Consider the following 24293-nt stretch of genomic DNA (forward strand, 5'->3'; position numbering starts at 1 on the left):
TCGGTCGTCACTTGGCCGCGGTCGCGGGGGCGTCGTCGCCGAGCAGCTTGCCGTCCGAGGTCTCGAACTGCTTCTTGAACTCCGCGATGGCGTCGCCGACCGCGGTCAGCGTGTCCTCGGACATCTTGGCGCCCTCCTTGATGGAGGTCATCAGTCCCTGCTCCTGGCGGTGCAGGTAGTCCAGCAGCTCACGCTCGAAGCGACGGATGTCGGAGACCGGCACCTCGTCCATCTTGCCGGTGGTGCCGGCCCAGACGGAGACGACCTGGTCCTCGGTGGCCATCGGCTGGTACTGGTCCTGCTTGAGCAGCTCGACCAGGCGCGAACCCCGGTTGATCTGCTGCTTGGAGGCCGCGTCCAGGTCGGAACCGAAGGTCGCGAAGGCCTCCAGCTCGCGGTACTGGGCGAGGTCCAGGCGCAGTCGGCCGGACACCTGGCGCACGGCCTTGTGCTGGGCCGAACCACCGACGCGGGAGACCGAGATACCGACGTTCAGCGCGGGCCGCTGGCCGGCGTTGAACAGGTCGGACTCCAGGAAGCACTGGCCGTCGGTGATGGAGATGACGTTGGTCGGGATGAACGCCGAGACGTCGTTGGCCTTGGTCTCCACGATGGGCAGGCCCGTCATCGAGCCGGCGCCCTCCGCGTCGGAGAGCTTGGCGCAACGCTCCAGGAGACGCGAGTGCAGGTAGAAGACGTCCCCGGGGTACGCCTCGCGCCCCGGCGGGCGGCGCAGCAGCAGGGACACGGCGCGGTAGGCGTCGGCCTGCTTGGAGAGGTCGTCGAAGATGATGAGGACGTGCTTGCCCTCGTACATCCACTGCTGGCCGATGGCGGAACCGGTGTACGGCGCCAGGTACTTGAAGCCGGCCGGGTCGGACGCCGGGGAGGCCACGATGGTCGTGTACTCCAGGGCGCCGGCCTCTTCGAGCGCACCACGCACGGAGGCGATGGTGGAGCCCTTCTGGCCGATGGCGACGTAGATGCAGCGGACCTGCTTCTTCGGGTCGCCGCTGCGCCAGTTGTCCCGCTGGTTGATGATCGTGTCGACGGCCAGGGCGGTCTTGCCCGTCTGGCGGTCGCCGATGATCAGCTGGCGCTGGCCGCGGCCGATCGGGGTCATGGCGTCGATCGCCTTGTACCCGGTCTCCATGGGCTCGTGCACCGACTTGCGCTGCATGACCGTGGGGGCCTGCAGTTCGAGGGCGCGGCGGCCCGAGGTCTCGATGTCGCCGAGACCGTCGATCGGGGTGCCGAGGGGGTCGACGACGCGGCCGAGGTAGCCCTCGCCCACCGCTACCGACAGGACCTCACCGGTACGCGTGACCGGCTGGCCCTCCTCGATGCCGCTGAACTCGCCGAGGACGATCGCACCGATCTCGCGCTCCTCAAGGTTGAGGGCGAGACCAAGGGTGCCGTCCTCGAACTTCAGCAGCTCGTTCGCCATGGCCGAGGGCAGTCCCTCGACCCGGGCGATGCCGTCGCCGGCGACGGTGACAGTTCCGACCTCCTCGCGCGAGGCCGCGTCCGGCTTGTACGACTGGACAAAGTTCTCCAGCGCGTCCCGGATCTCCTCCGGCCGGATCGTGAGCTCCGCCATCTGGGTTCCCTGCTCTCCTTGTTGGGCCCGAAGTACTTTGGGGGTTCCTGGGGGCTCCCCCCAGAACTTCTTCATCCTGTGGACGGCCCAACCGGGCCGTTGGATCTAGCTGTTGGTTCTGCTCGGTGTGCCGCGCGGGGCAGGCCGGGTCAGCCGGCCATCCGACGGCTCGCGTCTTCGAGGCGGTCCGCGACGGAACCGTTGATGACCTCGTCGCCCACCTGGACCCGGACTCCGCCTACCACCTCGGGGTCCACCTCCAGGTTGAGGTGCATCGTGCGGCCGTACAGCTTGGCGAGCGCGTCGCCGAGCCGCCGCTGCTGCACCGTGGTCAGCGCGACCGCGGAGGTCACGATGGCGACCAGCCGGTTGCGCCGGTCCGCGGCCAGCTTGGACACGGTCTCCAGACCGCGTTCCAGGCTACGTCCTCGCGGCTGCGACACGAGGCGCGTGATCAGGCGCTCCGTCGTGCTGTGCGCGCGGCCGGCCAGCAGGGACCGCACCAGTTCCGCCTTGGCGGCGGCCGGGGCGGCCGAGTCGGTCAGCGCGGCGCGCAGCGCGTGGTCGGAGGCGGCGATCCGGCCGAAGCGGAAGAGTTCGTCCTCCACGTCGTCCAGCGCGCCGGCCCGCTGTGCGGCCGTGAGGTCGGCCAGGGCGGCCAGCTCCTCCAGGGTGTCCACCAGGTCGCGCGAACGCGACCAGCGGGCGCGCACACTTCCGGCCACCAGGTCGGCGGTACCACCGCTGACCTGGCCGCCGATGAGGCGCTGGGCCAGGGTGGCCTTGGCCTCGGCGGGCTGCGCCGGGTCGGTGAGGACCCGACGCAGGGACACCTCGCGGTCGAGCAGCGCGGTGACGGCTGCCAGCTCGTCGGCGAGCGTGACGGCGTCCACGGACGGGGAGTCCGTCAGGGCGTCGAGACGCTCAACGGCGGCGGACAGTGCCTCGCGGCTCGCTCCGTTCATCGTGCGGCCTCTGCCTTCGCGTCGAGTTCGTCGAGGAAGCGGTCGATCGTGCGGCTCTGCCGCGCGTGGTCCTCAAGGGACTCGCCGACCAGCTTCCCGGCCAGGTCGGTGGCCAGCCGGCCGACGTCCTGGCGCAGGGACTGCGCGGCGGACTTCCGGTCGGCCTCGATCTGGGCGTGGCCGGCGGCGATGATCTCCTCGCGCTGCCGCTGGCCTTCCGCGCGCATCTCCTGGATGAGCACGGCGCCCTGTTCCTGGGCCTCCGAGCGCAGCCGGGCCGCCTCGTGCCGGGCCTCGGCGAGCTGGGCCTTGTACTGCTCCAGCACGCTGTCGGCTTCGGTCTTGGCAGCCTCGGCCTTCTCCATCCCGCCCTCGATGGCCTCGCGGCGCTCGTCCAGAACCTTGTTGATGTTCGGGAGGAGCTTCCAGGCGAGGAGGCCGAAGACGATGACGAAGGCGATGGCGCCGATGACCAGTTCGGGGATCGGCGGGACGAGGGGGTTCTCCGCGTCCTCGGCCGCGAGCATCAGCAATGAGCTCACTTCAGTGCCTTCCGTCTAGTGGGCGTTCGTCGAACGGTCGGATCAGGTGCCGTAGACGAACGGCATGACCAGACCGATGAGGGCGAGCGCCTCACAGAAGGCGAAGCCGAGGATCTGGTTGGCGCGGATCAGGCCGGCCGCCTCGGGCTGCCGGGCGAGGGCCTGGGTGCCGTTACCGAAGATGATGCCGACGCCGACGCCGGGGCCGATGGCGGCGAGACCGTAGCCGATGGAGCCGAGGGAGCCGGTAACGCCATCGGCGGCAAGGGTCTGGAGAGCGGACATGCCGGTTCTTCCTTCTCTTTACAAGGGCCGGTGGGGGTTGGCCACCGGACGATCAAGTGGGCTGCTGAACAGTCGCTCAGTGGTTCTCGGCGACGGCGCCCTGGAGGTAAGTACAGGTGAGGAGCACGAAGACGTACGCCTGAAGGGCCTGGATGAACACCTCGAAGGCGGTCATCACGATGGTCATGATGAACGAGACCCCGGCGTAGGCGATACCGATGCCGTTCAGCAGGTACCAGCTCGCGATCGTGAACAGCAGGATCAGCGTGTGGCCCGCGAACATGTTGGCGAACAGTCGCACGGCGTGCGTGAACGGCCGCACCAGCAGGTTGGAGAACAGCTCGATGAACGCCGCCAGGTAGGCGACCCCGCCGAGCGACTTGTCGAAGCCGGTGACGTTCTTCCAGAACCCGGTCCAGCCGTGCCGCTTGAAGGTCAGGCTGATCCAGGTCACGTAGACAACCCCGGCGAGAACGGCCGGGTACGAGATGATCGCGGTGACCGGGAACTGCGCGACCGGGATGACCGACCACAGGTTCATCATCCAGACGAAGAAGAAGAGGGAGACGACGAGCGGCACCCACTTCTCGCCTTCCTTCTTGCCCATCGTCTCGTAGACGACGCCACGACGGATGAAGTCGTAACCGGCCTCGGCGACCATCTGGAGCTTGCCCGGGACGACCTTCGGCTTGCGGAAGGCGGCCCAGAAGAAGCCGACGATGACGAGCGACCCGAGCAGGGCCAGCAGCATCGTCTTGTTGAAGTACAGATTGCTGTCCCCGTCGCCGAACAGCGGCTCGAACAGGAACGAGTGCAGGCCCGGGGCCGGGAAGCCACACCCGTCGAAGATGTGGCAGTCGGTCTCGAAGGCGAGCACCTGCGTCGGGTCAGCACTCACCGCGGGCTCCTTCAGCGTGGCGCATAGGTACGGCAACCTCGATGTGTCGGCGCGGCGCGGAGCCGCTGGTCGGCACTGGACTGGTGGTTCGGGTTGGGGGGCGGCTCTCGGGCGCCCGGGCTCGCGGTCGGGCGGGCATCAGTTCAGACGCCCGCACCCGCAACGCCGCAGTTGGAACCGGACAATAGCAGTGTCGAGAACCGCCATTTATCCCGGCCCTACCTCTCATGCGGCGGACCCCGACTTCGCCTCCGGCTTGGCGTCGGTCGCCTCAGGGTTCACGTAGAGGATCTTGGCCTTCGTGTGGGCGCGCGCCTGGGCGCCGATCCACACGAGGGTGGTCGCGACGATGGTGCTCGCGAAGGCCTTGGGGCTGAACAGGCTCGTGTCCTTGAAGGCCGCCACGAAGACGAACAGCAACAGGAGTTGCGCGGTGTACAGCGCGAGTCCCATGGCCTGGAAGATCTGCGGGTACGCCTTCGCCACCCACTGCAGGACGCCGAGCCCGATGCCCATGAAGAGGATCACCACGAGGGCGGCGATCCCGGCACCGAGGGCACCCTTGCCGCCCGCCACGAACGCGCTGACGACAGCGGCGATCGCGCCGGCGGCGGCTGTGGGGACAGCGGTCCACAGGAGGAGGCGGGTGTCTTGGGAGGACATGGCAGCAGCTCCGCAGCTGGGTGGGGCAAGGTTTGCGGGGACGAGCGTAGAGCCGGGGCGGAGAGAGAACCTCCGGCCAACGCACCGTCGTACGACGGCTCTTCGGCCCTATTCCCTCGGCTTCGTGAACGGTATCACAAACTATTTGATGAGGTCTTTACCTCGAACGTGTGCTTACCGTCACACGTGAGGGCTAACGCGCCCGTTTGGGCGTGACCCCTGGTCAACTTGTCTGGTATTAACGGGATTTTGCCCCCGGTTCGATGTGTACGGCGCGTTACGGTGAACCTGCAACGATCTGCGGGAGCACCCGTGACCCTCCCGGGTTCCGCCCCCGCGTCGCCCCTCACCGGCTCGACGCGGCCTTGCGCCGCTCCTCCAGGTCGTCTCCGGCCCGCAGCGCGGTGGCCCCGTTGAGCGTCCGGGTGGGCGTGGAGGGCTGCTGCCCGGCCTCGCGGGCGGCGGCCGCCTCGGCCCGGGCCCGGCGCACGGCGGCCCTCCTGCGACGGTAGCGGGGCGGCACCACGGACTCCGCCCAGTGCGGCACCCGCGGCCGGAAGCGGGGCAGCAGGAGCAGGACCAGGCCCACCCCGCTCAGCACCACCACGGCCAGCACGATCCACATCGAGGCGGAGTTCACCGAGTAGGCGAGGGTGCCGAAGGAGATGAGCGCGCACCAGAAGTACATGATCAGCACCGCGCGGCTCTTGGAGTGCCCGAGCTGGAGCAGCCGGTGGTGCAGGTGTCCGCGGTCGGCCGCGAACGGCGACTGCCCGCGCCAGGTGCGCCGTACGACGGCGAGCACGAGGTCCACGGCCGGGACCGCGATGATCGTCAGCGGGAGCACCAGCGGGATGTACGAGGGCACCGTCTCGTGCACCGCGTCCCGCTCGGAGCCCGCGAACAGGTTGAGCGCGCTCGGGTCGACCTGTCCGGTGATGGAGATCGCCCCGGCGGCCAGCACGAGGCCGATGAGCATCGAGCCGGAGTCGCCCATGAAGATCCGGGCGGGCGGCATGTTGTGCGGCAGGAAGCCCAGGCACATCCCGATGAGGATCGCCGAGAACAGCGAGGCGGGGGCCGCGGCCTCCAGCCCGTAGCCGTACCAGATGCGGTAGGCGTACAGGAAGAAGGGGATCGCCGAGATGCACACCATTCCGGCGGCCAGCCCGTCGAGTCCGTCCACGAAGTTCACCGCGTTGACGGTGATCAGCACGATCGTCACGGTCAGCAGGTTGCCCTGCCAGGAGCTGAGCAGCACCGTGCCGACCCCGGGGACCGGCAGCCACAGGATGGTGAGGCCCTGGATGACCATGACACCGGCCGCGATCAGCTGCCCGCCGAGCTTGACCAGGGCGTCGATCTCGAACTTGTCGTCCAGGACGCCGACGATCCAGATGATCGCCGCCCCGGACAGCAGGGCGCGTGGTTCGTGGGAGTCGGCGAAGACCGGGTTGAGGTTGTCCAGGTTGTCGGCGACCAGCAGCCCCGCGCACAGCCCCGCGAACATCGCGATCCCACCCAGCCTGGGCGTGGGCTCGCGGTGCACGTCACGGGCGCGGATCTCCGTCATCGCCCCGGCCACGATCGCGAACTTCCGCACCGGTCCGGTCAGCAGGTAGGTCACCGCGATCGTGATGCAGAGCGTCAGCAGGTATTCACGCACGGGCTTCCCCACAGATTTCGCCGGCCATCTCCAGTGCACACCCTAGCTTCGCGTGCAGGGGGCCCCGGACTTCCGGGTGGCGAGGCCGGTTGACCGAAAACCCGTACACACAGGGGCAGCAGCCCGTGATCCGGTGGAAATCACCGGCCCGTTCCGCCGAGTGCCAAGGTGCGCGCCATCGTTCAGCGCGGTCCGGGCAGGCCGGTGAGCGCGGTCACCACCGGACCGAGCGCCTCCTGGATCTCCTCGCCGATGGCCTGGAAGAAGGTCAGCGGGGCGCCGTAGGGGTCGTGCACCTCGTCGGCGTCCACGGTGGGGGCCAGCAGCCAGCCGCGTAGGGCCGCGGCGGCCCGCACGAGGGCCCTGGCCCGCTCGGCGAGGCCGTCCTGGAGCGGATCGGGCAGCGTGGCCGGGTCTATCGCCCGTACGAGCCGGGTGAACTCCTTGAGCGTGAAGGTGCGCAGCCCGGCGGAGTGCCCCATCGAGATGACCTGCGCACGGTGGTCGCGGGTCGCGGTGAGGACGAGGTCGGCCTGGATCACGTGGCCGTCGAGCAGTTCGCGCCCCTTGAAGCCGCTCGCGTCGGCCCCGAAGCCGGCGAGCACCGTCTCGGCGTGCGCCTCCATGGGGGCACCCTCGTGACCCCAGGTGCCGGCGCTCTCCACGACGAGTTCGGCGCCGGGCCAGGCGCCGAGCCGGTCACCGAGGGCATGCCGGGTCAACCGCTCGGTGATGGGTGAGCGGCACACGTTCCCGGTGCTGACGTGGAGGATGCGGAAGGGGGCCGGAGCGTACGTCCCGGCCGGTATGCCTCGCCCCTCTGCGGGGGCCGTCAATTGGCCACCTCAAGGTCGGGTACCACCTTGCGCAGCTCGTCCGCGTCCAGCACCCCGCTGCGCAGCAGCACGGGGGTGTCGCCGCTCACGTCGACGATGGAGGAGGGCACGTTGCCGGAGGTGGGGCCGCCGTCGAGGTAGACGGAGACGGAGTCGCCGAGCATCGCCTGGGCGGCGTCGCACGTCTCGGGCGAGGGGTGCCCGGTGAGGTTGGCGCTGGAGACGGCCATCGGGCCGAACTCGGTGAGCAGCTCGATCGCGACCGGGTGCAGCGGCATCCGGATCGCGACGGTGCCCCGGGTGTCGCCGAGGTCCCAGGCCAGGGAGGGCTGGTGGCGGGCGACGAGGGTGAGCCCGCCGGGCCAGAACGCGTCGACGAGGTCCCACGCGGTCTCGGAGAAGTCGGTGACCAGCCCGTGCAGGGTGTTCGGCGAGCCGATCAGCACCGGGGTGGGCATGTTGCGGCCCCGGCCCTTCGCGTCGAGCAGGTCGGCGACCGCGTCGGCGCTGAAGGCGTCCGCGCCGATCCCGTAGACGGTGTCGGTGGGCAGCACGACGAGTTCGCCGCGGCGGACGGCGGAGGCGGCCTCGCGCAGGCCGGTGGCGCGGTCGGTCGCGTCGTTGCAGTCGTATCGCCGAGCCATCAGCCGGTCTCCTCAAGGTGCGTGGTGGTGAGCGGGTGGGTGGGGTGGGGGAAGCGGGCGAGGGTCACGGCGTGGCCCTGCGGGCGGTCGCGAAGCGCGGGCGCTTGTTGAGGTCGGGGTGGTCGGCGGCGTCCGCCCAGCCCTGCTCCTCGGTGAACAGCCACGGCACCTGTCCGCCCTGGGTGTCGGCGTGCTCGATGACGACGACCCCGCCGGGCCGCAGCAGCCGGTGCGCGGTGCGCTCGATGCGGCGGATGGTGTCGAGTCCGTCCTCGCCGGAGAACAGCGCCATCTGCGGATCGTGGTCGCGGGCCTCGGGCGCGACGTACTCCCACTCGGTCAGCGGGATGTACGGCGGGTTGGAGATCACCAGGTCGACCTGGCCGTCCAGTTCGGGCAGCGCGGCGAAGGCGTCCCCCTGGTGCAGGTGCACGCGGGAGCCCGCCGTGTTCCTGCGGGTCCACACGAGGGCGTCCTCGGACAGCTCGACGGCGTGCACGGTGGAGCGCGGCACCTCCTGCGCGAGGGCGAGCGCGATCGCGCCCGAGCCGGTGCACAGGTCGACGATGAGGGGTTCGACCACGTCCATGGCGCGTACGGCGTCTATCGCCCAGCCCACGACCGACTCGGTCTCCGGCCGGGGCACGAACACGCCGGGGCCGACCTGGAGTTCCAGGTAGCGGAAGAAGGCCCGTCCGGTGATGTGCTGGAGCGGCTCGCGGGCCTCGCGGCGCGCGACGGTCTCCCAGTAGCGCGCGTCGAAGTCCGAGTCCTTGACGGTGTGCAGTTCTCCGCGCTTGACGTCGTGCACGAAGGCGGCCAGCTCCTCCGCGTCGTTGCGCGGGGAGGGCACGCCGGCGGCGGCGAGCCGCTGGGTGGCCTGGGCCACCTCGGCGAGCAGGAGGTTCACGCGCCTGTCCTTCCTCTGGCGCCGGCGCCGCCGGCTGCCGCGGCCCCGCGGGAGCGGGGGCCTCGCATGGTCACACTCACGCCGCGGCGAGCTTGGCCGCGGAGTCCGCGTCCACGCACGCCTGGATGACGGCGTCGAGTTCGCCGTCGAGCACCTGGTCCAGGTTGTACGACTTGAACCCGACCCGGTGGTCGGAGATGCGGTTCTCGGGGAAGTTGTACGTGCGGATCTTCTCCGAGCGGTCCACGGTGCGCACCTGGCTGCGCCGCGCGTCGGCGGCCTCGCGTTCGGCCGCCTCCTGGGCGGCGGCCAGCAGCCGCGAGCGCAGGATGCGCATGGCCTGCTCCTTGTTCTGGAGCTGGCTCTTCTCGTTCTGGCAGGAGGCGACCACACCGGTGGGCAGGTGCGTGATGCGCACGGCGGAGTCGGTGGTGTTCACGGACTGTCCGCCGGGCCCGGAGGAGCGGTAGACGTCGATGCGCAGGTCGTTGGCGTGGATCTCGACGTCCACCTCCTCGGCCTCGGGGGTGACGAGGACACCCGCGGCGGAGGTGTGGATACGGCCCTGCGACTCGGTCGAGGGCACGCGCTGCACGCGGTGCACCCCGCCCTCGTACTTGAGGCGGGCCCACACGCCCTGGCCGGGTTCGGTGGCGCCGTTGCCGCCCTTGGTCTTGACGGCGACCTGGACGTCCTTGTACCCGCCGAGTTCGGACTCCGTGGAGTCGATGATCTCGGTCTTCCAGCCCACGCGTTCCGCGTAGCGCAGGTACATGCGCAGCAGGTCACCGGCGAACAGGGCGGACTCGTCGCCGCCGGCGCCCGCCTTGATCTCCAGGATGACGTCCTTGTCGTCGCTGGGGTCGCGCGGGACCAGGAGCAGCCGCAGCTTCTCCGTCAACTCCTCGCGACGCTCCTCAAGCTCCTTGACCTCGGCGGCGAAGTCCGGGTCCTCGGCGGCGAGTTCACGGGCGGTGCCGATGTCGTCACCGGTCTGCCGCCAGGCGCGGTAGGTGCCGACGATGGGGGTCAGCTCCGCGTACCGCTTGCTCAGCCTGCGCGCGTTCGCCTGGTCGGCGTGGACCGAAGGGTCGGCGAGCTTCTGCTCCAGATCGGCGTGCTCGCCGATCAGTTCCTCGACCGCCTCGAACATCTCCGGGCTCCTGTTACTGCTCACGAGAGGGCTGCGACAGCCGTCCGGCGGACGGCTGGAAGAAAAAGCGCCGGCCCCGGTCGCCCCGAGGGGCGGCCGAGGACCGGCGCGGGTGGCTCGCTACTTCTTGGCGGAGCCGGCAGCCTTGCCGAAGCGGGCCTCGAAGCGGGCCACGCGGCCGCCGGTGTCGAGGATCTTCTGCTTGCCCGTGTAGAACGGGTGGCACTCGGAGCACACGTCGGCACGGATGGTGCCGTTGTCGACGGTGCTGCGGGTCGTGAACGACGCGCCACAGGTGCAGCTGACCTGCGTCTCGTTGTACTGGGGGTGGATGTCGCGCTTCAAGGGTGTCTCCTAGTTTCGGGAGGGTGCCGGGTCGTACGAGCGGATTGTCCGTACGTGAACCGGGACCGACGTACCAGTCTGCCAGGACCGGCCGCATCCCCCAAAACCGGGGTACGGCCGCAGGTATTCCCGGGGCGGTTGCGGGACGGCCCGGCTATCCGCTGACGACCCCGTCGGCGCCGCCCTCGGCGTCCCCCGTGGTGGCCGCCTTCGGTACGGGCTTGTCGCCCTTGAGCGCCTGCCACACCTGCTGGTCCCCTGCGGTGTCGGGCAGCACGCGGTTGGCGTTCACCTGGTCGTAGCGCACCGGGAGCGTGACCATCGTCATCCCGGAGGAGTCCACGCCCTTCACGGACTTCCCGAAGGAGGCGAGCGAGCTCACCGAGTCGAGACCGGAGTCCGTCGTGATCGCACTGGTCGCGGCGGAGGCCAGCTTGTACGCCTTCGCCGGGTTGCCCAGGACGCCGACGTGCTCGACGCGCTGCAGCAGCGCCTTGACGAACGCCTGCTGCAACTGGATGCGCCCGAGGTCGCTGCCGTCGCCCACGCCGTGCCGGGTGCGCACCAGCGCGAGGGACTTCTCCCCGTCGAGGGTGTGCCGCCCGGCCGCGAGGGTCAGGTGGCTCTTCGGGTCCTCGATGTTCTTGTGCGTGGTGACCGGGACCCCGCCGAGGGTGTCTATGAGCTTCTTGAACCCGGTGAAGTCGACCTCGACGTAGTGGTCCATGCGGATGCCGGACATCGCCTCGACGGTCTTGACCGCGCACGCGGGGCCACCGGCCTGGTAGGCGCTGTTGAACATCTGCTGGTGCGCCCCGGGCACCTGCTTCCCGCCGGAGGTGGTGCACTCCGGCCGGTCGACGAGGGTGTCGCGCGGGATGGAGACGACGCTCGCCCTCTTGTGGCCCTCGTAGAGGTGCACCACCATCGCGGTGTCCGAGCGGGCGGTGCCCTCGTCGGCGCCGTACTGCCCGTTGGCACCGGAGCGGGAGTCCGAGCCGAGGACCAGGAGGTCCATCGAGCCGTTGTCGGTGTCGGCCGGCCGGTCGTCGCCGAGGGCCGCGTCGATGTCGACGCCCTTGATGTTGTGGTTCAGGTGGTAATACGCGTATCCGAGCCCGGAACCGCCGAGGACGATGACCCCGGCCGCGCTCCAGGCGGCCACGACGAGCCCTCTGCGTCGGGCGCGCGGCCTGCGGCGACGCCCCTTGCCGGCTCTGCGGCGCGGCGCACTGTCCGGGGCCGTACTGGTCTCAGGCATGTGCTCCTCAGCTCTCCTGCCGTTCGGCTACCCCCCTGGCGGTATGTCCGGTGCCGGTCCGCGCTACGGGCCGGCACCGGGCCAGCGTCGCACAGCGACCTGGGCGTTCCCGAGGCGTACGAGCGGCGCCCGGAACCCGGCTTCACCGCCGCCGCACGCGCATGACCTGGGGTTTCCCCGTACGAAGGGCGCGCCCGGGCGCGTGGGTCGGCGCACCCCGGCTGTGGCAAAGCTCTCGCGGGCGGCCTCGGGCAACCGGACAAGGACACGGACACGCGGATGCACGGACACGGCGAAGGGCCGCCCCCTCGTGAGGGAACGGCCCTTCGCCGTGTCCGTGCGTCCGTCCGTTCAGGCCCGGACGGACGAGATCGTCACTCGTTGCCGTTGTTGTTGACCCCGGGTGTCGTCTTCTGGATCTGGAGCAGGAACTCCGCGTTGGACTTCGTCTTCTTCATGCGGTCGAGCAGCAGCTCGATGGCCTGCTGCTGGTCGAGTGCGTGCAGCACCCGGCGCAGCTTCCAGACGATGCCCAGCTCCTCGTTGTTGAGGAGGATCTCCTCCTTACGAGTGCCGGAGGCGTCCACGTTGACGGCGGGGAAGATCCGCTTGTCGGCGAGCTTGCGGTCGAGGACGAGCTCCATGTTGCCGGTGCCCTTGAACTCCTCGAAGATCACCTCGTCCATGCGGGAGCCGGTGTCGACCAGCGCGGTGGCGAGGATGGTCAGCGAACCGCCGTCCTCGATGTTGCGCGCCGCTCCGAAGAACCGCTTCGGCGGGTAGAGCGCGGTCGAGTCGACACCACCGGAGAGGATGCGCCCGGAGGCCGGGGCCGCCAGGTTGTAGGCGCGGCCCAGACGGGTGATGGAGTCCAGCAGCACGACGACGTCGTGGCCCAGCTCCACGAGGCGCTTGGCCCGCTCGATGGCGAGTTCGGCGACCGTGGTGTGGTCCTCGGCGGGGCGGTCGAAGGTCGAGGAGATGACCTCGCCCTTGACCGAGCGCTGCATGTCGGTGACCTCTTCCGGACGCTCGTCGACCAGGACGACCATCAGGTGGCACTCGGGGTTGTTCGTGGTGATCGCGTTGGCGACCGCCTGCATGATCATGGTCTTGCCGGCCTTCGGCGGGGCCACGATCAGTCCGCGCTGGCCCTTGCCGATGGGGGCGACCAGGTCGATGATCCGCGTGGTGAGCACCCCGGGGTCGGTCTCCAGACGGAGCCGGTCCTGCGGGTACAGCGGGGTCAGCTTCTGGAACTCGGGCCGGCCGCGGCCGGACTCGGGCGCCATGCCGTTGACCGAGTCGAGACGCACCAGCGCGTTGAACTTCTCGCGCCGCTCGCCGTCCTTGGGCTGCCGGACCGCGCCGGTGACGTGGTCGCCCTTGCGCAGGCCGTTCTTGCGGACCTGGGCCAGCGACACGTACACGTCGTTGGGGCCCGGCAGGTAGCCGGAGGTCCGGATGAACGCGTAGTTGTCGAGGATGTCCAGGATGCCCGCGACGGGGATCAGGACGTCGTCGTCGTGGACCTGCGGCTCGCTGATCTCGTCACGTCCGCGACGACCCCTGCGGTCGCGGTAGCGTCCGCGACGGCCGCGACGGCCGCCCTCGTCGTCGAAGTCGTCCTGGCGGTTGTCCCGGTTGTCGCGGTCGTGCTGCTTCTGCCGGTTCTGGCCGCCGCCCGACTGCTCGTCGCCGCCGCCCTTGTTGCCGCGCCGGTTGTTGTCCCGGTCCCGGTTGCCCTCGCGGTTGTTGTCGCGATTGCCGCCGCTGTCGCGGTTGCCGCCACCGTCGCGGTTGTTGCGGTCGCGCCGGTTGTTGCGGTCCCGGGTACGACCCTCGGCGTTGTTGCCCTCGCCGTCCGCGTGCTGGCCGCCCTGTCCGCCGTCCTGGCGGTCCTGACGGTCCTGCTTCGGCCGGCTCTCGCCGCGCTCGGCGGTGTCGGCCCTGGCCTCGCCGCCCGCCGTCTCGGGGCTGCCCGCCTCGGCGGTGGCCCGGCGACGACGACGCTCGCCCGCGGGCTGCTCCTCGGCGCCGCCCTGCTCGGCGGCCTTGGGGGCCTGGCCGGGGATGTCGATCTGCTGCTGACCGGAGGAGTCGGGCTGCTGGGCGCGCTCCGCCTTGGCGGCGGGCTCCTTCGCGGCCGGCTCCTTCGCGGGAGCGGCCTCCTTCTCGGCGTCCTCGCCGGTGCGGGTCTTGGCCGTCGCACGGCGCTTGGGCTTGCTCGGCGCGCTCTCGGCACTCTTCGCCGGAGCGGCGGCCCCGTTGCCCGCCTGCGCCTCCTTGATGACGTCGATCAGCTGGCTCTTGCGCATCCGCGCGGTGCCCCTGATACCGAGGCCGGAGGCGACCTGCTGAAGTTCTGCCAGCACCATGCCGTCAAGGCCGGTGCCGCGGCGCCGCCGGGTTCCGGCCGAGGCACCGGAGGCAGCATCCGTGGTGGGCGCGGCCGCATCAGCCGTGCTGTCGGCACTCATGCCCATCAGATCGGTGGTGTCGCTCACGAAGGGTCCTTCCCTGGAGCGGACGTCGGCCTGTCTGGCTCGGCGACCGGTTGTGCTGTCCGGCTGTGGTCCTCGGTGTACGGACTGTGCCGGGGCGGTGGACCGCCAAAGAGGCGGAAGAATACGGTGGTGGGGACGGCCGACTCAGCCGTGTCACCACTTGTCTGTGTCACGAGGCTGGTTCACGCCCGTTCCGGAGCGGATCGGCGCCGCGTCATGCCGAGGAGGGCCCGGTGGGGGTTTCCTGGGTGTGGCATGGAGCGGTACGGCGGCTCCCGGAAGATGAGTTGTCCCGTCCTGATCTGCTGACGGTGACAGGAACTACGGTGACACGAAGCACCTCGTCGACCAGTGGTCGGGTGCGTACCACAGGTTAACAGTACCGTATCCAACAAATATTCCCCCTCTCTTGTCCTGGCAACCGCGGATCACGGTGCCAGCGGCAGCACACTCGCACCCGCGGTGTCGAGCGCGAGCCGGTTGGCCGCCCACCCGTCGCCCGCGAGCCGCGCGACCTTGTCGGCCGCGTCGCCTGGGACCAGCGCGAGGACCGTGGGGCCCGCGCCGGAGATGACCGCGGGCACCCCGTCTGCCCGCAGGCGTTCCACCAGGGCCAGCGAGTCGGGCATCGCCGGGGCCCGGTACTCCTGGTGCAGTCGGTCCTCGGTGGCCGTGTAGAGCAGCTCGGGGCGCCTGGTCAGGGCCTCGACGAGCAGTGCGGCCCGCCCCGCGTTGGCGGCGGCGTCGGCGTGCGAGACGGTGCGCGGCAGCAGTCCGCGGGCGGTCTCGGTGAGTACCGGGTTGCCGGGCACGAAGACCACCGGCACGACGGACTCGTGCGGCGTCATGCGGATGGCCTGCGCGGAGCCGCCGTCCATCCAGGACAGGGTGAACCCGCCCAGCAGACAGGCCGCGACGTTGTCCGGGTGGCCCTCGATCTCGGTGGCCAGCTCCAGCAGCGCCCGGTCGTCGAGCCGGTTCTCGCCGCCGATGGTCACCGCGCGGGCGGCGACGATGCCGGCGCAGATGGCGGCGGAGGAGGAGCCGAGGCCCCGGCCGTGCGGGATGCGGTTGGCGCAGACGATCTCCAGTCCGCGCGGCTGTCCGCCCAGCAGGTCGAAGGCGGCGCGCAGGGACCGCACCAGCAGGTGGTTCTCGTCGCGGGGCAGCGAGTCACTGCCCTCACCCGCGATGTCGATCCGCAGCCCGGAGTCGGCCACCCGGACCACGACGTCGTCGTAGAGCCCCAGCGAGAGTCCGAAGGCGTCGAAGCCGGGACCGAGGTTGGCGCTGGAGGCGGGGGTGCGCACCCGGACGGCGGCGGCGCGGAAGGCGGGAGGGGCCATCGCTCGTGGACTCTCCTTGTGACGGCTCGGAACGGCGGGTGGGGCGACCGCCCTGTTGCGTACGGCCGGTTCGGACGGCTGCACGGACGACGGCGGTCGGATGTGCGGGATGTACGTGCTGGGCCGGGGTTTTCCCACGCTTGTGAGGAGCTGCGGAATCATCCAGGGGCCACAACGGCGGCAGCACCGCGGCACGGGCGGCGGGGCAGGTGGGGTACAGCCTATCGAAGGAAGGATGCCTGGCGACATAGGGCGCACAGGAGGCGCACGGCGCGTGTCGCGTGCCCCACGTGCGACCCGGCGGGATTCGCCCCCTGACGGGTCGTATGCGGTAGTCGTCCCCCTCGGGCCGCCCCCACTCGCCCACCGGGGCCGGGTGCCGTACGGAGTCGTACGGCACCCGCGCGCACGGGGGCGTGGTTACGCGAGACCGAGGCGTTCGGCCGCCGCGGCGGCGTCGACCGGGATGACGGTGGGCCGCGGGGCGCCCTCGGTGGCCCGGTCCGGGTCCTTGAGGCCGTTGCCGGTGACCGTGCAGACGATGCGCTGGCCGGGGTCGACCTCGCCCCGCTCCGCGGCCTTGAGCAGCCCGGCGACCGAGGCGGCCGAGGCGGGCTCGACGAAGACGCCCTCCTGACCGGCCAACAGCCGGTAGGCGGCGAGGATCTGCCGGTCGGTCACCTCGTCGATGAGACCGCCCGACTCGTCACGGGCGGCGAGCGCCTGCTTCCACGAGGCGGGGTTGCCGATCCGGATGGCGGTCGCGAGGGTCTGCGGGTCCTTGACGACCTCCCCGCGCACGAGGGGCGCGGAACCGCTCGCCTGGAAACCCCACATGCGCGGCGTGTGCGTGGCGATCCCGTCGGCGGCGTACTCGGTGTACCCCTTCCAGTACGCGGTGATGTTGCCCGCGTTGCCGACCGGGAGGACGTGGATGTCGGGGGCGTCGCCGAGCGCGTCGACGATTTCGAAGGCGGCGGTCTTCTGCCCTTCGATGCGCACCGGGTTGACCGAATTGACGAGCGCCACCGGGTAGTTGTCGGAGAGCGCGCGGGCGAGCGTGAGGCAGTCGTCGAAGTTGCCGTCGACCTGGAGGATCTTCGCGCCGTGCACGAGGGCCTGGCCCATCTTGCCGAGCGCGATCTTGCCCTGCGGCACCAGGACGGCGCTGACCATCCGGGCGCGTACCGCGTAGGCGGCGGCGGAGGCGGAGGTGTTGCCGGTGGAGGCGCAGATGACGGCTTTCGCGCCCTCCTCCTTGGCCCGCGTGATGGCCATCGTCATCCCCCGGTCCTTGAAGGACCCGGTGGGGTTGGCGCCCTCGACCTTGAGGTGCACCTCGCACCCGGTGCGCTCGGAGAGCACCTGGGCGTGGACGAGGGGGGTGCCGCCCTCGCCGAGCGAGACGATCTGCGTGGTGGAGGACACCGGCAAGCGGTCCCGGTACTCCTCGATGATGCCGCGCCACTGGTGGACCATGACTGCCTACTCTCCTTCGACCCGCATGATGCTGGCGACGCCCCGCACGGTGTCGAGGCGGCGCAGCGCCTCGACGGTGGTGGTCAGGGCCGCGTCGGGGGCCCGGTGGGTGACGACGACGAGGCTGGCCTCGCCGCTCCCGTCCCCGCGTCCCTGCTGGCGCACCGTGTCGATCGACACGCCCTGCTCGGCGAAGACCGTAGCGACCTGGGCGAGCACGCCCGGCTTGTCGGCCACGTCGAGGCTGATGTGGTAGCGCGTGACGACCGCGCCCATGCCGTTCACCGGGAGGCCGGTGTAGACGGACTCGCCGGGGCCGGTGGCGCCGGCCAGGCGGTTGCGGCACACGGCGACGAGGTCGCCGAGGACGGCCGAGGCGGTCGGCGCGCCGCCGGCCCCGGGCCCGTAGAACATGAGCCGCCCGGCCGCCTCCGACTCGACGAACACCGCGTTGTACGCCTCGCGGACGGAGGCCAGCGGGTGGCTGAGGGGGAGCATCGCGGGGTGCACGCGGGCGGTGACGGTGCGGCCGTCGGCGGCGCGCTCACAGATCGCGAGGAGCTTGATGGTGCAGCCCATGGCGCGCGCGGAGGCGAAGTCGGAGGCGGTCACCTCGGTCATGCCCTCGCGGTAGACGTCGTCGAGCCTGACCCGGGTGTGGAAGGCGATCCCGGCGAGGATCGCGGCCTTCGCGGCGGCGTCGAAACCCTCGACGTCGGCGGTCGGGTCGGCCTCGGCGTACCCCAGGGCGGTGGCCTCGTCGAGGGCCTCCTGGTAGCCGGCGCCGGTCGAGTCCATCTTGTCGAGGATGAAGTTGGTCGTGCCGTTGACGATGCCGAGCACCCGGTTGACGTGGTCGCCGGCGAGGGACTCGCGCAGCGGCCGGATCAGCGGGATCGCCCCGGCGACGGCGGCCTCGTAGTAGAGGTCGCGGCCGTGTTCCTGGGCGGCGGCGTGCAGGGCGGTGCCGTCCTGGGCGAGCAGCGCCTTGTTCGCGGAGACGACGGAGGCGCCGTGCTCGAAGGCGGTGGTGATGAGGGTGCGGGCGGGCTCGATACCGCCGATCACCTCGACCACGACGTCGATGTCCCCGCGTTTGACGAGGGCGGTGGCGTCGGTGGTGACGAGGGCCGGGTCGACGCCCTCGCGGACCTTGCCGGGGCGGCGCACGGCCACCCCCGCGAGCTCCACCGGGGCGCCGATCCGCGCGGCGAGGTCGTCGGCGTGCGTCGTCATGATGCGCGCCACCTCTGAGCCGACTACCCCACAGCCCAGCAGCGCCACCTTCAGCGGACGCGTACGCATCATCCGACCTCGTTTCCTTACTTCTGTTGCGGTGGGTCCAGTCTCACGCACCGGACGGGAGTTTTTACCCCCCGTCCGGATGACGAGACGACTATTTCATCAGCCGACATCGAGCCGGAGAAGATCCTCTTCCGTCTCCCGCCGGACGATCACCCGGCCCTCGCCGTCACGGACGGCGACGACGGGCGGCCTGAGCGCGTGGTTGTAGTTGCTGGCCATCGACCGGCAGTAGGCGCCGGTGGCGGGTACGGCGATGAGGTCGCCGGGCGCGAGGTCGGCGGGCAGGAAGGCGTCGCGTACGACGATGTCGCCACTCTCACAGTGCTTGCCCACGACCCGGACGAGCATCGGCTCGGCCTCGGAGGTGCGGGAGGCCAGCGTCACGGTGTACTCGGCGTCGTAGAGCGCGGTGCGGATGTTGTCGGACATCCCGCCGTCCACCGACACGTAGGTGCGCAGCCCTTCGAGGGGCTTGATGGTGCCGACCTCGTACAGCGTGAAGGCGGTGGGCCCGACGATCGCGCGTCCGGGTTCGACGGAGATGCGCGGCACGGCGAGACCGGCGGCCTCGCACTCGCGGGTCACGATCTCGCTGAGCGCCTTCGCGATCTCGTGCGGTTCGCGCGGGTCGTCGTCCGAGGTGTACGCGATGCCGAGGCCGCCGCCGAGGTCGATCTCGGGCAGTTCCACGCCGTGTTCGTCGCGGATCTGGGCGAGCAGGCCGACGACCCGGCGCGCGGACACCTCGAAGCCGGCCATGTCGAAGATCTGCGAGCCGATGTGCGAGTGGATGCCGATGAGTTCGACGCCGTCGAGGGTCAGCGCCCGGCGTACCGCCTCGGCCGCGTTGCCGTCACCGAGCGCGAGCCCGAACTTCTGGTCCTCGTGCGCGGTGGCGATGAACTCGTGGGTGTGCGCCTCGACGCCGACGGTGACGCGGATCTGGACGCGCTGGCGCCGGCCGAGGTCCTGAGCGGTGTGCGAGACGCGGGCGAGTTCCTGGAAGGAGTCGACGACGATCCGGCCGACCCCGGCCTCGACGGCCCGGTGGATCTCCTCGGCCGTCTTGTTGTTCCCGTGGAAGGCGATGCGCTCGGCGGGCATCCCGGCGTCGAGGGCGGTGAGCAGTTCGCCGCCCGAGCACACGTCGAGGTTGAGCCCCTCCTCGTGCAGCCAGCGCACGACGGCGCGGGAGAGGAACGCCTTCCCCGCGTAGAAGACGTCGGCGTTCTCCCCGAAGGCGGTGCGCCATTCGCGGCAGCGGGCCCGGAACTCGTGCTCGTCGAGGAAGTACCCGGGGGTGCCGAACTCCTCGGCGAGCCGGGTGACGGACACCCCGCCGACGGTCAGGGCGCCTTCGGCGGCCGGGTCGCGGGTGACGGTACGGGCCCAGACCTTGGGGTCGAGCGCGTTGAGGTCGGTGGGCGGGGCGGCGTAGTGCCCCTCGGGCAGGACATCCGCGTGCCGGGGTCCTGCGGGGTGGGCGGAACGGCTCATGACAGGTCTCTCGGTCTCTCTCAGACGAATTCCGGCGCACTGACGCCGAGCAGGGACAGGCCACCGGCGAGCACCGTCCCGGCGGCTTCGGCGAGGGCGAGCCGGGCACGGTGGGCGGCCAGGGGTTTGTGCCCGCCGAGCGGCAGCAGTCCGCCGCACCGGTCGTGGAAGTCGAAGAAGGCCCCGGCGAGCACGACGAGTTCCCGCGCGAGCCGTTCGGGCGCCCGCCGCCGGGCGGCGAGCCGCAGCACGGAGGGCCACTCCCCCAGGACGCGCACCAGCTCGGCCCCCTCCGGGCCGCTCTCCCCGGCCTGCGGCCCGAAGCCGAGGTCCCGCGCGTGGTGCACGAGACGTCGGGCCCGGGAGTGCGCGTACCGCACGAGGAACAGCGGGTTCTCGGCCCGCTGGGCGAGCAGCGTCGCGGGATCGAGCACGGGCCGGTCGTGGGCGGCCGCGGACAGCAGCGCCCAGCGCAGGGCGTCGCCGCCGAGGAGGGCGTACGGATCGGGGACGGCGGGGGTGGGCGGGGCGGTGCGCAGGGCGAGGCCCTCGGTGGACGAGAGCCGGGCGCGACCGCCCTGGGCCTCGACGAGCCGGACGACGGTGTCCGCGACGACCTGACCGCGCAGGTCACCCACGGCGACCCGCAGCACGAGGTCCGCGTCGGCCAGTTCGTCCCCGTACCCGTAGCGCGCTCCGTCGCGGGCGACGACCGCCACGAGGGAGCGTTCCCGGCTGCCGTCGTCGAGCGCGATGTTGAGGAACCCGGGCCCGGTGACCCGTACGTCGGCGACCCCCTCGCTCGCGAGCAGCCGCCCACGCAGCAGGCGGGCGACCTCGGGGGCGGGCCGCCCCAGGGCGGAGGCGATCTGGAGGGCCGCGTTGGTGGCGTAGTCCCCGTATCCCCCGGGCCGGGGCGGTGCGACCACGACGCGCCCCCAGACCTCTTCGGCCTCCTCGATCTCCCCGGCGTCCACGGCACGGCGCACGGCGTGCTGGACGGTACGGGACAGGTCGGCGGGGGTCACGAGTCCAGCGTATGGGAGAGGAGGGTGGTGGAGGCCAACGGGTTTACCGAGGGTCCCGGGATGTGGACAGAAGGCGCCGGGACGGACCGGCCTCAGAGACCACTGCCGGGCGGCGCGGGCGGCTGGGGCGGACCGTGCTGCCCCTGGTCGCCGTGGCCGCCGTCACCGCGGGACTCGGGTACGGGCAGCTCGGCTGCCGCCGTGCTCCCCTCGACGTCCTCGGCGCCGTCCCGCTCGGCGGAGTTCTCGGCGGTGGCGACCCGGAGTGCCCGGCGCCGGCCGTGCTCCATGAGTTGCCGCACGACGGCGACGAGGGAGTCCGGCTCGAAGGGCTTGGCGAGGAAGGAGTCCACCCCGGCGTCCGTGGCGCGGTCCACCTCGCTCTCGGTGCAGGCGCTCACGACGGCGAGCGGAACATCGCGCGTACGGGGATCGGCCCTCAGCCGGGCGGCGGTCCGCAGCCCGTCGAGCCGCGGCATGACGACGTCGAGGGTGATGACATCGGGCCGCACCTCGTGGACGATGTCCAGGCACTCGACACCGTCGGTCGCGGTCACGACCTCGAACCCTTCTAGTTCGAGATTGACCCTGATCAGCTGCCGGATCACCTTGTTGTCGTCGACGACAAGGACCCGGCCGGTCGCGCCTGGCACAACGACGAGAGTAGGCGCCCCCGCCACACCCCGTCCCGCTTTTCTCGACTTCTGCCCCCTACCGGGGGACCCCGCCGGACCCCTCCCGGCAAGCCCGCGCGGAAGTCGATCACCCGTCCACGGGCTCTGGGGAACGCTGACCGCGAAACGTCACCGCCCACCCTGCCCCACCCCTCCCCCACCACCCGGAATACCTGTTCCTGGACACCCCCGGGGAGCTGGTAGTGTTCTACCCGTCACCGCGACAGCGGCAGACACGCCCCCGTAGCTCAGGGGATAGAGCAACGGCCTCCGGAGCCGTGTGCGCAGGTTCGAATCCTGCCGGGGGCACTTCGCTTCGATCAGCAGATCCACCGGTTGATCAGCGCAGCTGCCATGTACGAAGAGCGGGGCCCAGTATCAACGGGCCCCGCTCTTCGTCGTTTCGGCGTCGCCGCCGTGTCCCGTTCTGTCACCGTCGGCGTGGTTCGCGACCGAGCACGACACGGGCCTCGTGCTCGACGATCTGGACTTCCACGCCTCCTCTCGCGAGATCGCCTCGACCGCCGCCCTGGTGGAGGCCTTCGGCATCTCTGAAGGCGCCCCGCTCCTCGAACGCACCTACCGCACCCGGCACGCGGCACCCGGCACGCGGCCGAGAACGCGCCCTTCGGCCTCGTGGTCTCCTACCTCGTCCACGGGCTGGCCGAGGGCAATCCGGACCTCCTCGACGAGACCAAGGAGCCGTGGCCCGGCGGAACGCAGAACCGGTTGCGCACGGTCGGCATCGAGCTGGACCGCATCGTGGAGCACGTGTCCGCCCGGCCCCCGCCGCCGGAGGAGGCCGCGGAGCTCGAACTCCCCCCGGGACCTCCGTGCTCGTGCTCCGCAAGATCTTCTACGATGCCCGGGAACGCGTCATCGAACTGTCCGACGTGGTCCTTCCCGGCGACCGCACCGAGTTGGCCTTCACCACTCCCCTCGAAAGGTGGTGAGTGCCGTGAGCCGGCGCATCACCGTCATCACCGCTGTCCACGCTCCCTCGGCCCGGTTCCTCCCTGAGGCGTACACGTACCTGTGCGAGCAGGAGCTGCCGACGGGCTGGGAGTGGCACTGGCTCGTCCAGGAGGACGGCTACAGCGACGAGGTGGCCCCCTGGGTTCCGGACGACGGCCGTGTGACCTTCCGCCAGGGGCGGTCCGGCGGGCCCGGTGTCGCCCGGACCACGGCGCTGGGCATCGCCGAGGGCGCGTACGTGAAGGTGCTCGACGCGGACGACCAGCTCGCGCCCGGCGCCCTCGCCCGCGACCTGGCCGCGTTGGAGGCCGATCCGGCGCTCGGGTGGGCGACTTCCCGGGTGCTGGACCTCCTGCCCGACGGTTCGACGGTGGGGTTCGAGGGGGATCCCGGGCACGGCCCGCTCCCCGAGGGCTCCGTGCTGCGTTTCTGGCAGGAGCACGACTTCCGCCTCCCGGTGCACCCGGCCACGCTCTTCGCCCGTCGCGAACTCGTGCTCGCACTGGGCGGCTGGATGGCGCTTCCGGCCTCCGAGGACACCGGCCTCCTCCTGGCCCTCGACGCGAGCAGTCCCGGATGGTTCAGCAGCGAGGTCGGGCTCCACTACCGCAAGTGGGAAGGGCAGGTGACGAACCAGCCGGCCCACTCCGCGCAGGTCGAGCGCGACGCACGCATGGCTCTGGTCGGGCAGCGGGCCCGGGCCCTCGCGCGCCTGCGCTGGCAGTACTCGGTGGCGGACTGACGCCCGGCCCCCTCAGACCAGCGACTCGGCCTCGACGCGTGAGAAGACGAGGTCGCTCTCCTCGGTCACGGGGCCGCGCCAGCGCACGGGGACGCAGGCCGGCGCGCGCATCGCCGCCGGATAGGTCCCCGGTGCGTAGCTGTTGGGCATCCGGTAGGCGTGGAAGCCGTGCCGACGCATGGTCTCCATCAACTCCTCGGTCGAGTCGCCCAGTTGTTTCATGCGCTCAGGGGTCACCTCGACGGTAATCTCGGCGTCCGGCCGAAGCCGGTCGAGCAGGGGGGCCATGCCGCGTACGACGGAACCCTCCGCCCCCTCCACGTCGATCTTGATGAGCCGGGCGGAGGCGATCTCCTCGTCGTCCAGCAGCGTGGGCAGGGGGTGGGCGGCGATGTCGAACGAGGACTCCGCCGGCCCCTCGTAGGGCACGATGCTGTTGGCGCCCATGTTCCGCGAACTGGCCAGCACGAAGTTCAGCGTCTCCTCGGTGTCGGAGACGGCGGCGTTCAGGGCCCGTACGTTCCGCAGCCCGTTGAGCCTCACCTGCTGGAGAAGGCGCTGGTGGAACACGGGCGAGGCCTCGACCGCCACCACGCGGCCCCGCGGCCCGACGAGTCGCGCGGTCAGCACGGTGAAGTACCCGATGTTGGCGCCGATGTCGACGTACGTGTCCCCGGGCCGCAGCCGCCCCTGCAACCACCGGGTCATGTGCGGCTCCCAGACGCCGAACATGTAGAGGAACCGCTGGATGAGGTCCTGCGTGTCGACGGCGTACCGCGCCCCGAAGGTGCTGGGCACGACGCGGCGCCGGGGCCGGTCACGCAGGCGCGGGTTGACGAACCCGGAGACGAGCGGCGCCTTCCCGAGGACGCCGGGGGCCCGGCGGACGTAGGCGCGGGCCAGGGTGACCAGGGGGTCCGGAGCAGGCGGGGTCATGCCGAGATCCTGTCCCCGATCCCGGGCGAACGAAAG

General features: G+C 71.0%; 22 protein-coding genes and 1 tRNA gene. 2 read left to right on the forward strand and 21 right to left on the reverse strand.

Going from position 1 to position 24293, the window contains the following annotated elements; all coding sequences use genetic code 11:
• Positions 1–7: 7 nt before the first annotated feature.
• From atpA to AB0J21_RS25625, 20 genes are all read right to left on the reverse strand, one after another.
• Positions 8–1600, reverse strand: coding sequence for a F0F1 ATP synthase subunit alpha (atpA, locus tag AB0J21_RS25530; RefSeq protein WP_363148436.1), 1593 nt, complete (start codon positions 1598–1600; stop codon positions 8–10).
• Positions 1601–1749: 149 nt separating this feature from the next.
• The gene (locus AB0J21_RS25535) at positions 1750–2565 is read right to left on the reverse strand and encodes a F0F1 ATP synthase subunit delta (protein ID WP_363148437.1); all 816 of its coding nucleotides are present in this window, start codon (positions 2563–2565) and stop codon (positions 1750–1752) included.
• On the reverse strand, positions 2562–3107 hold the full coding sequence (locus AB0J21_RS25540; RefSeq protein WP_363148438.1) for a F0F1 ATP synthase subunit B: 546 nt from the start codon (positions 3105–3107) through the stop codon (positions 2562–2564). The genes AB0J21_RS25535 and AB0J21_RS25540 overlap by 4 nt, the downstream gene beginning before the upstream one ends.
• 42 nt (positions 3108–3149) lie before the next feature.
• A complete protein-coding gene (locus AB0J21_RS25545) occupies positions 3150–3392 on the reverse strand; it encodes a F0F1 ATP synthase subunit C (RefSeq protein ID WP_363148439.1) in 243 nt (80 codons plus the stop codon).
• A gap of 76 nt (positions 3393–3468) precedes the next feature.
• Entirely contained in the window at positions 3469–4290 is an 822-nt protein-coding gene (gene atpB, locus AB0J21_RS25550; RefSeq protein WP_363148440.1) for a F0F1 ATP synthase subunit A, read from the reverse strand.
• A 225-nt stretch (positions 4291–4515) separates the two neighbouring features.
• Positions 4516–4953: a hypothetical protein gene (locus AB0J21_RS25555; RefSeq protein ID WP_363148441.1), complete on the reverse strand. Its 438-nt coding sequence runs from the start codon at positions 4951–4953 to the stop codon at positions 4516–4518.
• Positions 4954–5299: 346 nt separating this feature from the next.
• Entirely contained in the window at positions 5300–6619 is a 1320-nt protein-coding gene (locus AB0J21_RS25560) for an MraY family glycosyltransferase (protein ID WP_363148442.1), read from the reverse strand.
• A 182-nt stretch (positions 6620–6801) separates the two neighbouring features.
• Positions 6802–7455 (reverse strand): protein-tyrosine-phosphatase, encoded by a 654-nt coding sequence (locus tag AB0J21_RS25565; protein ID WP_363148443.1) that lies wholly within the window; start codon positions 7453–7455, stop codon positions 6802–6804.
• On the reverse strand, positions 7452–8099 hold the full coding sequence (locus tag AB0J21_RS25570; protein ID WP_363148444.1) for an L-threonylcarbamoyladenylate synthase: 648 nt from the start codon (positions 8097–8099) through the stop codon (positions 7452–7454). The genes AB0J21_RS25565 and AB0J21_RS25570 overlap by 4 nt, the downstream gene beginning before the upstream one ends.
• 64 nt (positions 8100–8163) lie before the next feature.
• Complete coding sequence (gene prmC / locus AB0J21_RS25575; protein WP_363148445.1) at positions 8164–9009, reverse strand: peptide chain release factor N(5)-glutamine methyltransferase; 846 nt, start codon at positions 9007–9009, stop codon at positions 8164–8166.
• A gap of 76 nt (positions 9010–9085) precedes the next feature.
• Entirely contained in the window at positions 9086–10162 is a 1077-nt protein-coding gene (gene prfA, locus AB0J21_RS25580) for a peptide chain release factor 1 (RefSeq protein WP_363148446.1), read from the reverse strand.
• Between the two features lie 120 nt (positions 10163–10282).
• The gene (gene rpmE / locus AB0J21_RS25585) at positions 10283–10507 is read right to left on the reverse strand and encodes a 50S ribosomal protein L31 (protein ID WP_363148447.1); all 225 of its coding nucleotides are present in this window, start codon (positions 10505–10507) and stop codon (positions 10283–10285) included.
• 154 nt (positions 10508–10661) lie between these two features.
• Positions 10662–11768, reverse strand: a complete 1107-nt coding sequence (locus AB0J21_RS25590) for an LCP family protein (protein ID WP_363148448.1) — start codon at positions 11766–11768, stop codon at positions 10662–10664.
• 374 nt (positions 11769–12142) lie between these two features.
• Complete coding sequence (rho, locus tag AB0J21_RS25595) at positions 12143–14275, reverse strand: transcription termination factor Rho (RefSeq protein ID WP_363148449.1); 2133 nt, start codon at positions 14273–14275, stop codon at positions 12143–12145.
• A 428-nt stretch (positions 14276–14703) separates the two neighbouring features.
• Entirely contained in the window at positions 14704–15621 is a 918-nt protein-coding gene (thrB, locus tag AB0J21_RS25600) for a homoserine kinase (protein WP_363148450.1), read from the reverse strand.
• Between the two features lie 420 nt (positions 15622–16041).
• Entirely contained in the window at positions 16042–17100 is a 1059-nt protein-coding gene (gene thrC / locus AB0J21_RS25605; protein WP_363148451.1) for a threonine synthase, read from the reverse strand.
• A 6-nt stretch (positions 17101–17106) separates the two neighbouring features.
• Positions 17107–18408: a homoserine dehydrogenase gene (locus AB0J21_RS25610; protein WP_363148452.1), complete on the reverse strand. Its 1302-nt coding sequence runs from the start codon at positions 18406–18408 to the stop codon at positions 17107–17109.
• Between the two features lie 96 nt (positions 18409–18504).
• Complete coding sequence (lysA, locus tag AB0J21_RS25615) at positions 18505–19902, reverse strand: diaminopimelate decarboxylase (protein WP_363148453.1); 1398 nt, start codon at positions 19900–19902, stop codon at positions 18505–18507.
• Positions 19903–19922: 20 nt separating this feature from the next.
• Complete coding sequence (gene nrtL / locus AB0J21_RS25620; RefSeq protein ID WP_363148454.1) at positions 19923–20930, reverse strand: ArgS-related anticodon-binding protein NrtL; 1008 nt, start codon at positions 20928–20930, stop codon at positions 19923–19925.
• A 92-nt stretch (positions 20931–21022) separates the two neighbouring features.
• Positions 21023–21610 (reverse strand): response regulator, encoded by a 588-nt coding sequence (locus tag AB0J21_RS25625; RefSeq protein WP_363148455.1) that lies wholly within the window; start codon positions 21608–21610, stop codon positions 21023–21025.
• 231 nt (positions 21611–21841) lie between these two features.
• Between AB0J21_RS25625 and AB0J21_RS25630 the strand changes: the two genes are divergently transcribed.
• Positions 21842–21913 (forward strand) — tRNA-Arg (locus AB0J21_RS25630).
• 649 nt (positions 21914–22562) lie between these two features.
• Complete coding sequence (locus AB0J21_RS25635) at positions 22563–23321, forward strand: glycosyltransferase (protein ID WP_363148456.1); 759 nt, start codon at positions 22563–22565, stop codon at positions 23319–23321.
• 12 nt (positions 23322–23333) lie between these two features.
• Here AB0J21_RS25635 and AB0J21_RS25640 read toward each other — a convergent pair whose 3' ends face one another.
• Positions 23334–24257 (reverse strand): FkbM family methyltransferase, encoded by a 924-nt coding sequence (locus AB0J21_RS25640; protein ID WP_363148457.1) that lies wholly within the window; start codon positions 24255–24257, stop codon positions 23334–23336.
• Positions 24258–24293 lie beyond the last annotated feature (36 nt).

Origin of the sequence: Streptomyces sp. NPDC049954 (genome assembly GCF_040656295.1) — a bacterium.
In the GTDB taxonomy this organism is placed as follows: Bacteria; Actinomycetota; Actinomycetes; order Streptomycetales; family Streptomycetaceae; genus Streptomyces.

What these genes read in the sequence shown, in the direction of transcription:
- atpA (WP_363148436.1), bottom strand. Translation starts at nt 1,600, where the DNA reads ATGGCGGAGCTCACGATCCGGCCGGAGGAGATCCGGGACGCGCTGGAG.
- AB0J21_RS25535 (WP_363148437.1), bottom strand. Translation starts at nt 2,565, where the DNA reads ATGAACGGAGCGAGCCGCGAGGCACTGTCCGCCGCCGTTGAGCGTCTC.
- AB0J21_RS25545 (WP_363148439.1), bottom strand. Translation starts at nt 3,392, where the DNA reads ATGTCCGCTCTCCAGACCCTTGCCGCCGATGGCGTTACCGGCTCCCTC.
- AB0J21_RS25555 (WP_363148441.1), bottom strand. Translation starts at nt 4,953, where the DNA reads ATGTCCTCCCAAGACACCCGCCTCCTCCTGTGGACCGCTGTCCCCACA.
- AB0J21_RS25570 (WP_363148444.1), bottom strand. Translation starts at nt 8,099, where the DNA reads ATGGCTCGGCGATACGACTGCAACGACGCGACCGACCGCGCCACCGGC.
- prfA (WP_363148446.1), bottom strand. Translation starts at nt 10,162, where the DNA reads ATGTTCGAGGCGGTCGAGGAACTGATCGGCGAGCACGCCGATCTGGAG.
- AB0J21_RS25590 (WP_363148448.1), bottom strand. Translation starts at nt 11,768, where the DNA reads ATGCCTGAGACCAGTACGGCCCCGGACAGTGCGCCGCGCCGCAGAGCC.
- thrB (WP_363148450.1), bottom strand. Translation starts at nt 15,621, where the DNA reads ATGGCCCCTCCCGCCTTCCGCGCCGCCGCCGTCCGGGTGCGCACCCCC.
- thrC (WP_363148451.1), bottom strand. Translation starts at nt 17,100, where the DNA reads ATGGTCCACCAGTGGCGCGGCATCATCGAGGAGTACCGGGACCGCTTG.
- AB0J21_RS25610 (WP_363148452.1), bottom strand. Translation starts at nt 18,408, where the DNA reads ATGATGCGTACGCGTCCGCTGAAGGTGGCGCTGCTGGGCTGTGGGGTA.
- lysA (WP_363148453.1), bottom strand. Translation starts at nt 19,902, where the DNA reads ATGAGCCGTTCCGCCCACCCCGCAGGACCCCGGCACGCGGATGTCCTG.
- AB0J21_RS25640 (WP_363148457.1), bottom strand. Translation starts at nt 24,257, where the DNA reads ATGACCCCGCCTGCTCCGGACCCCCTGGTCACCCTGGCCCGCGCCTAC.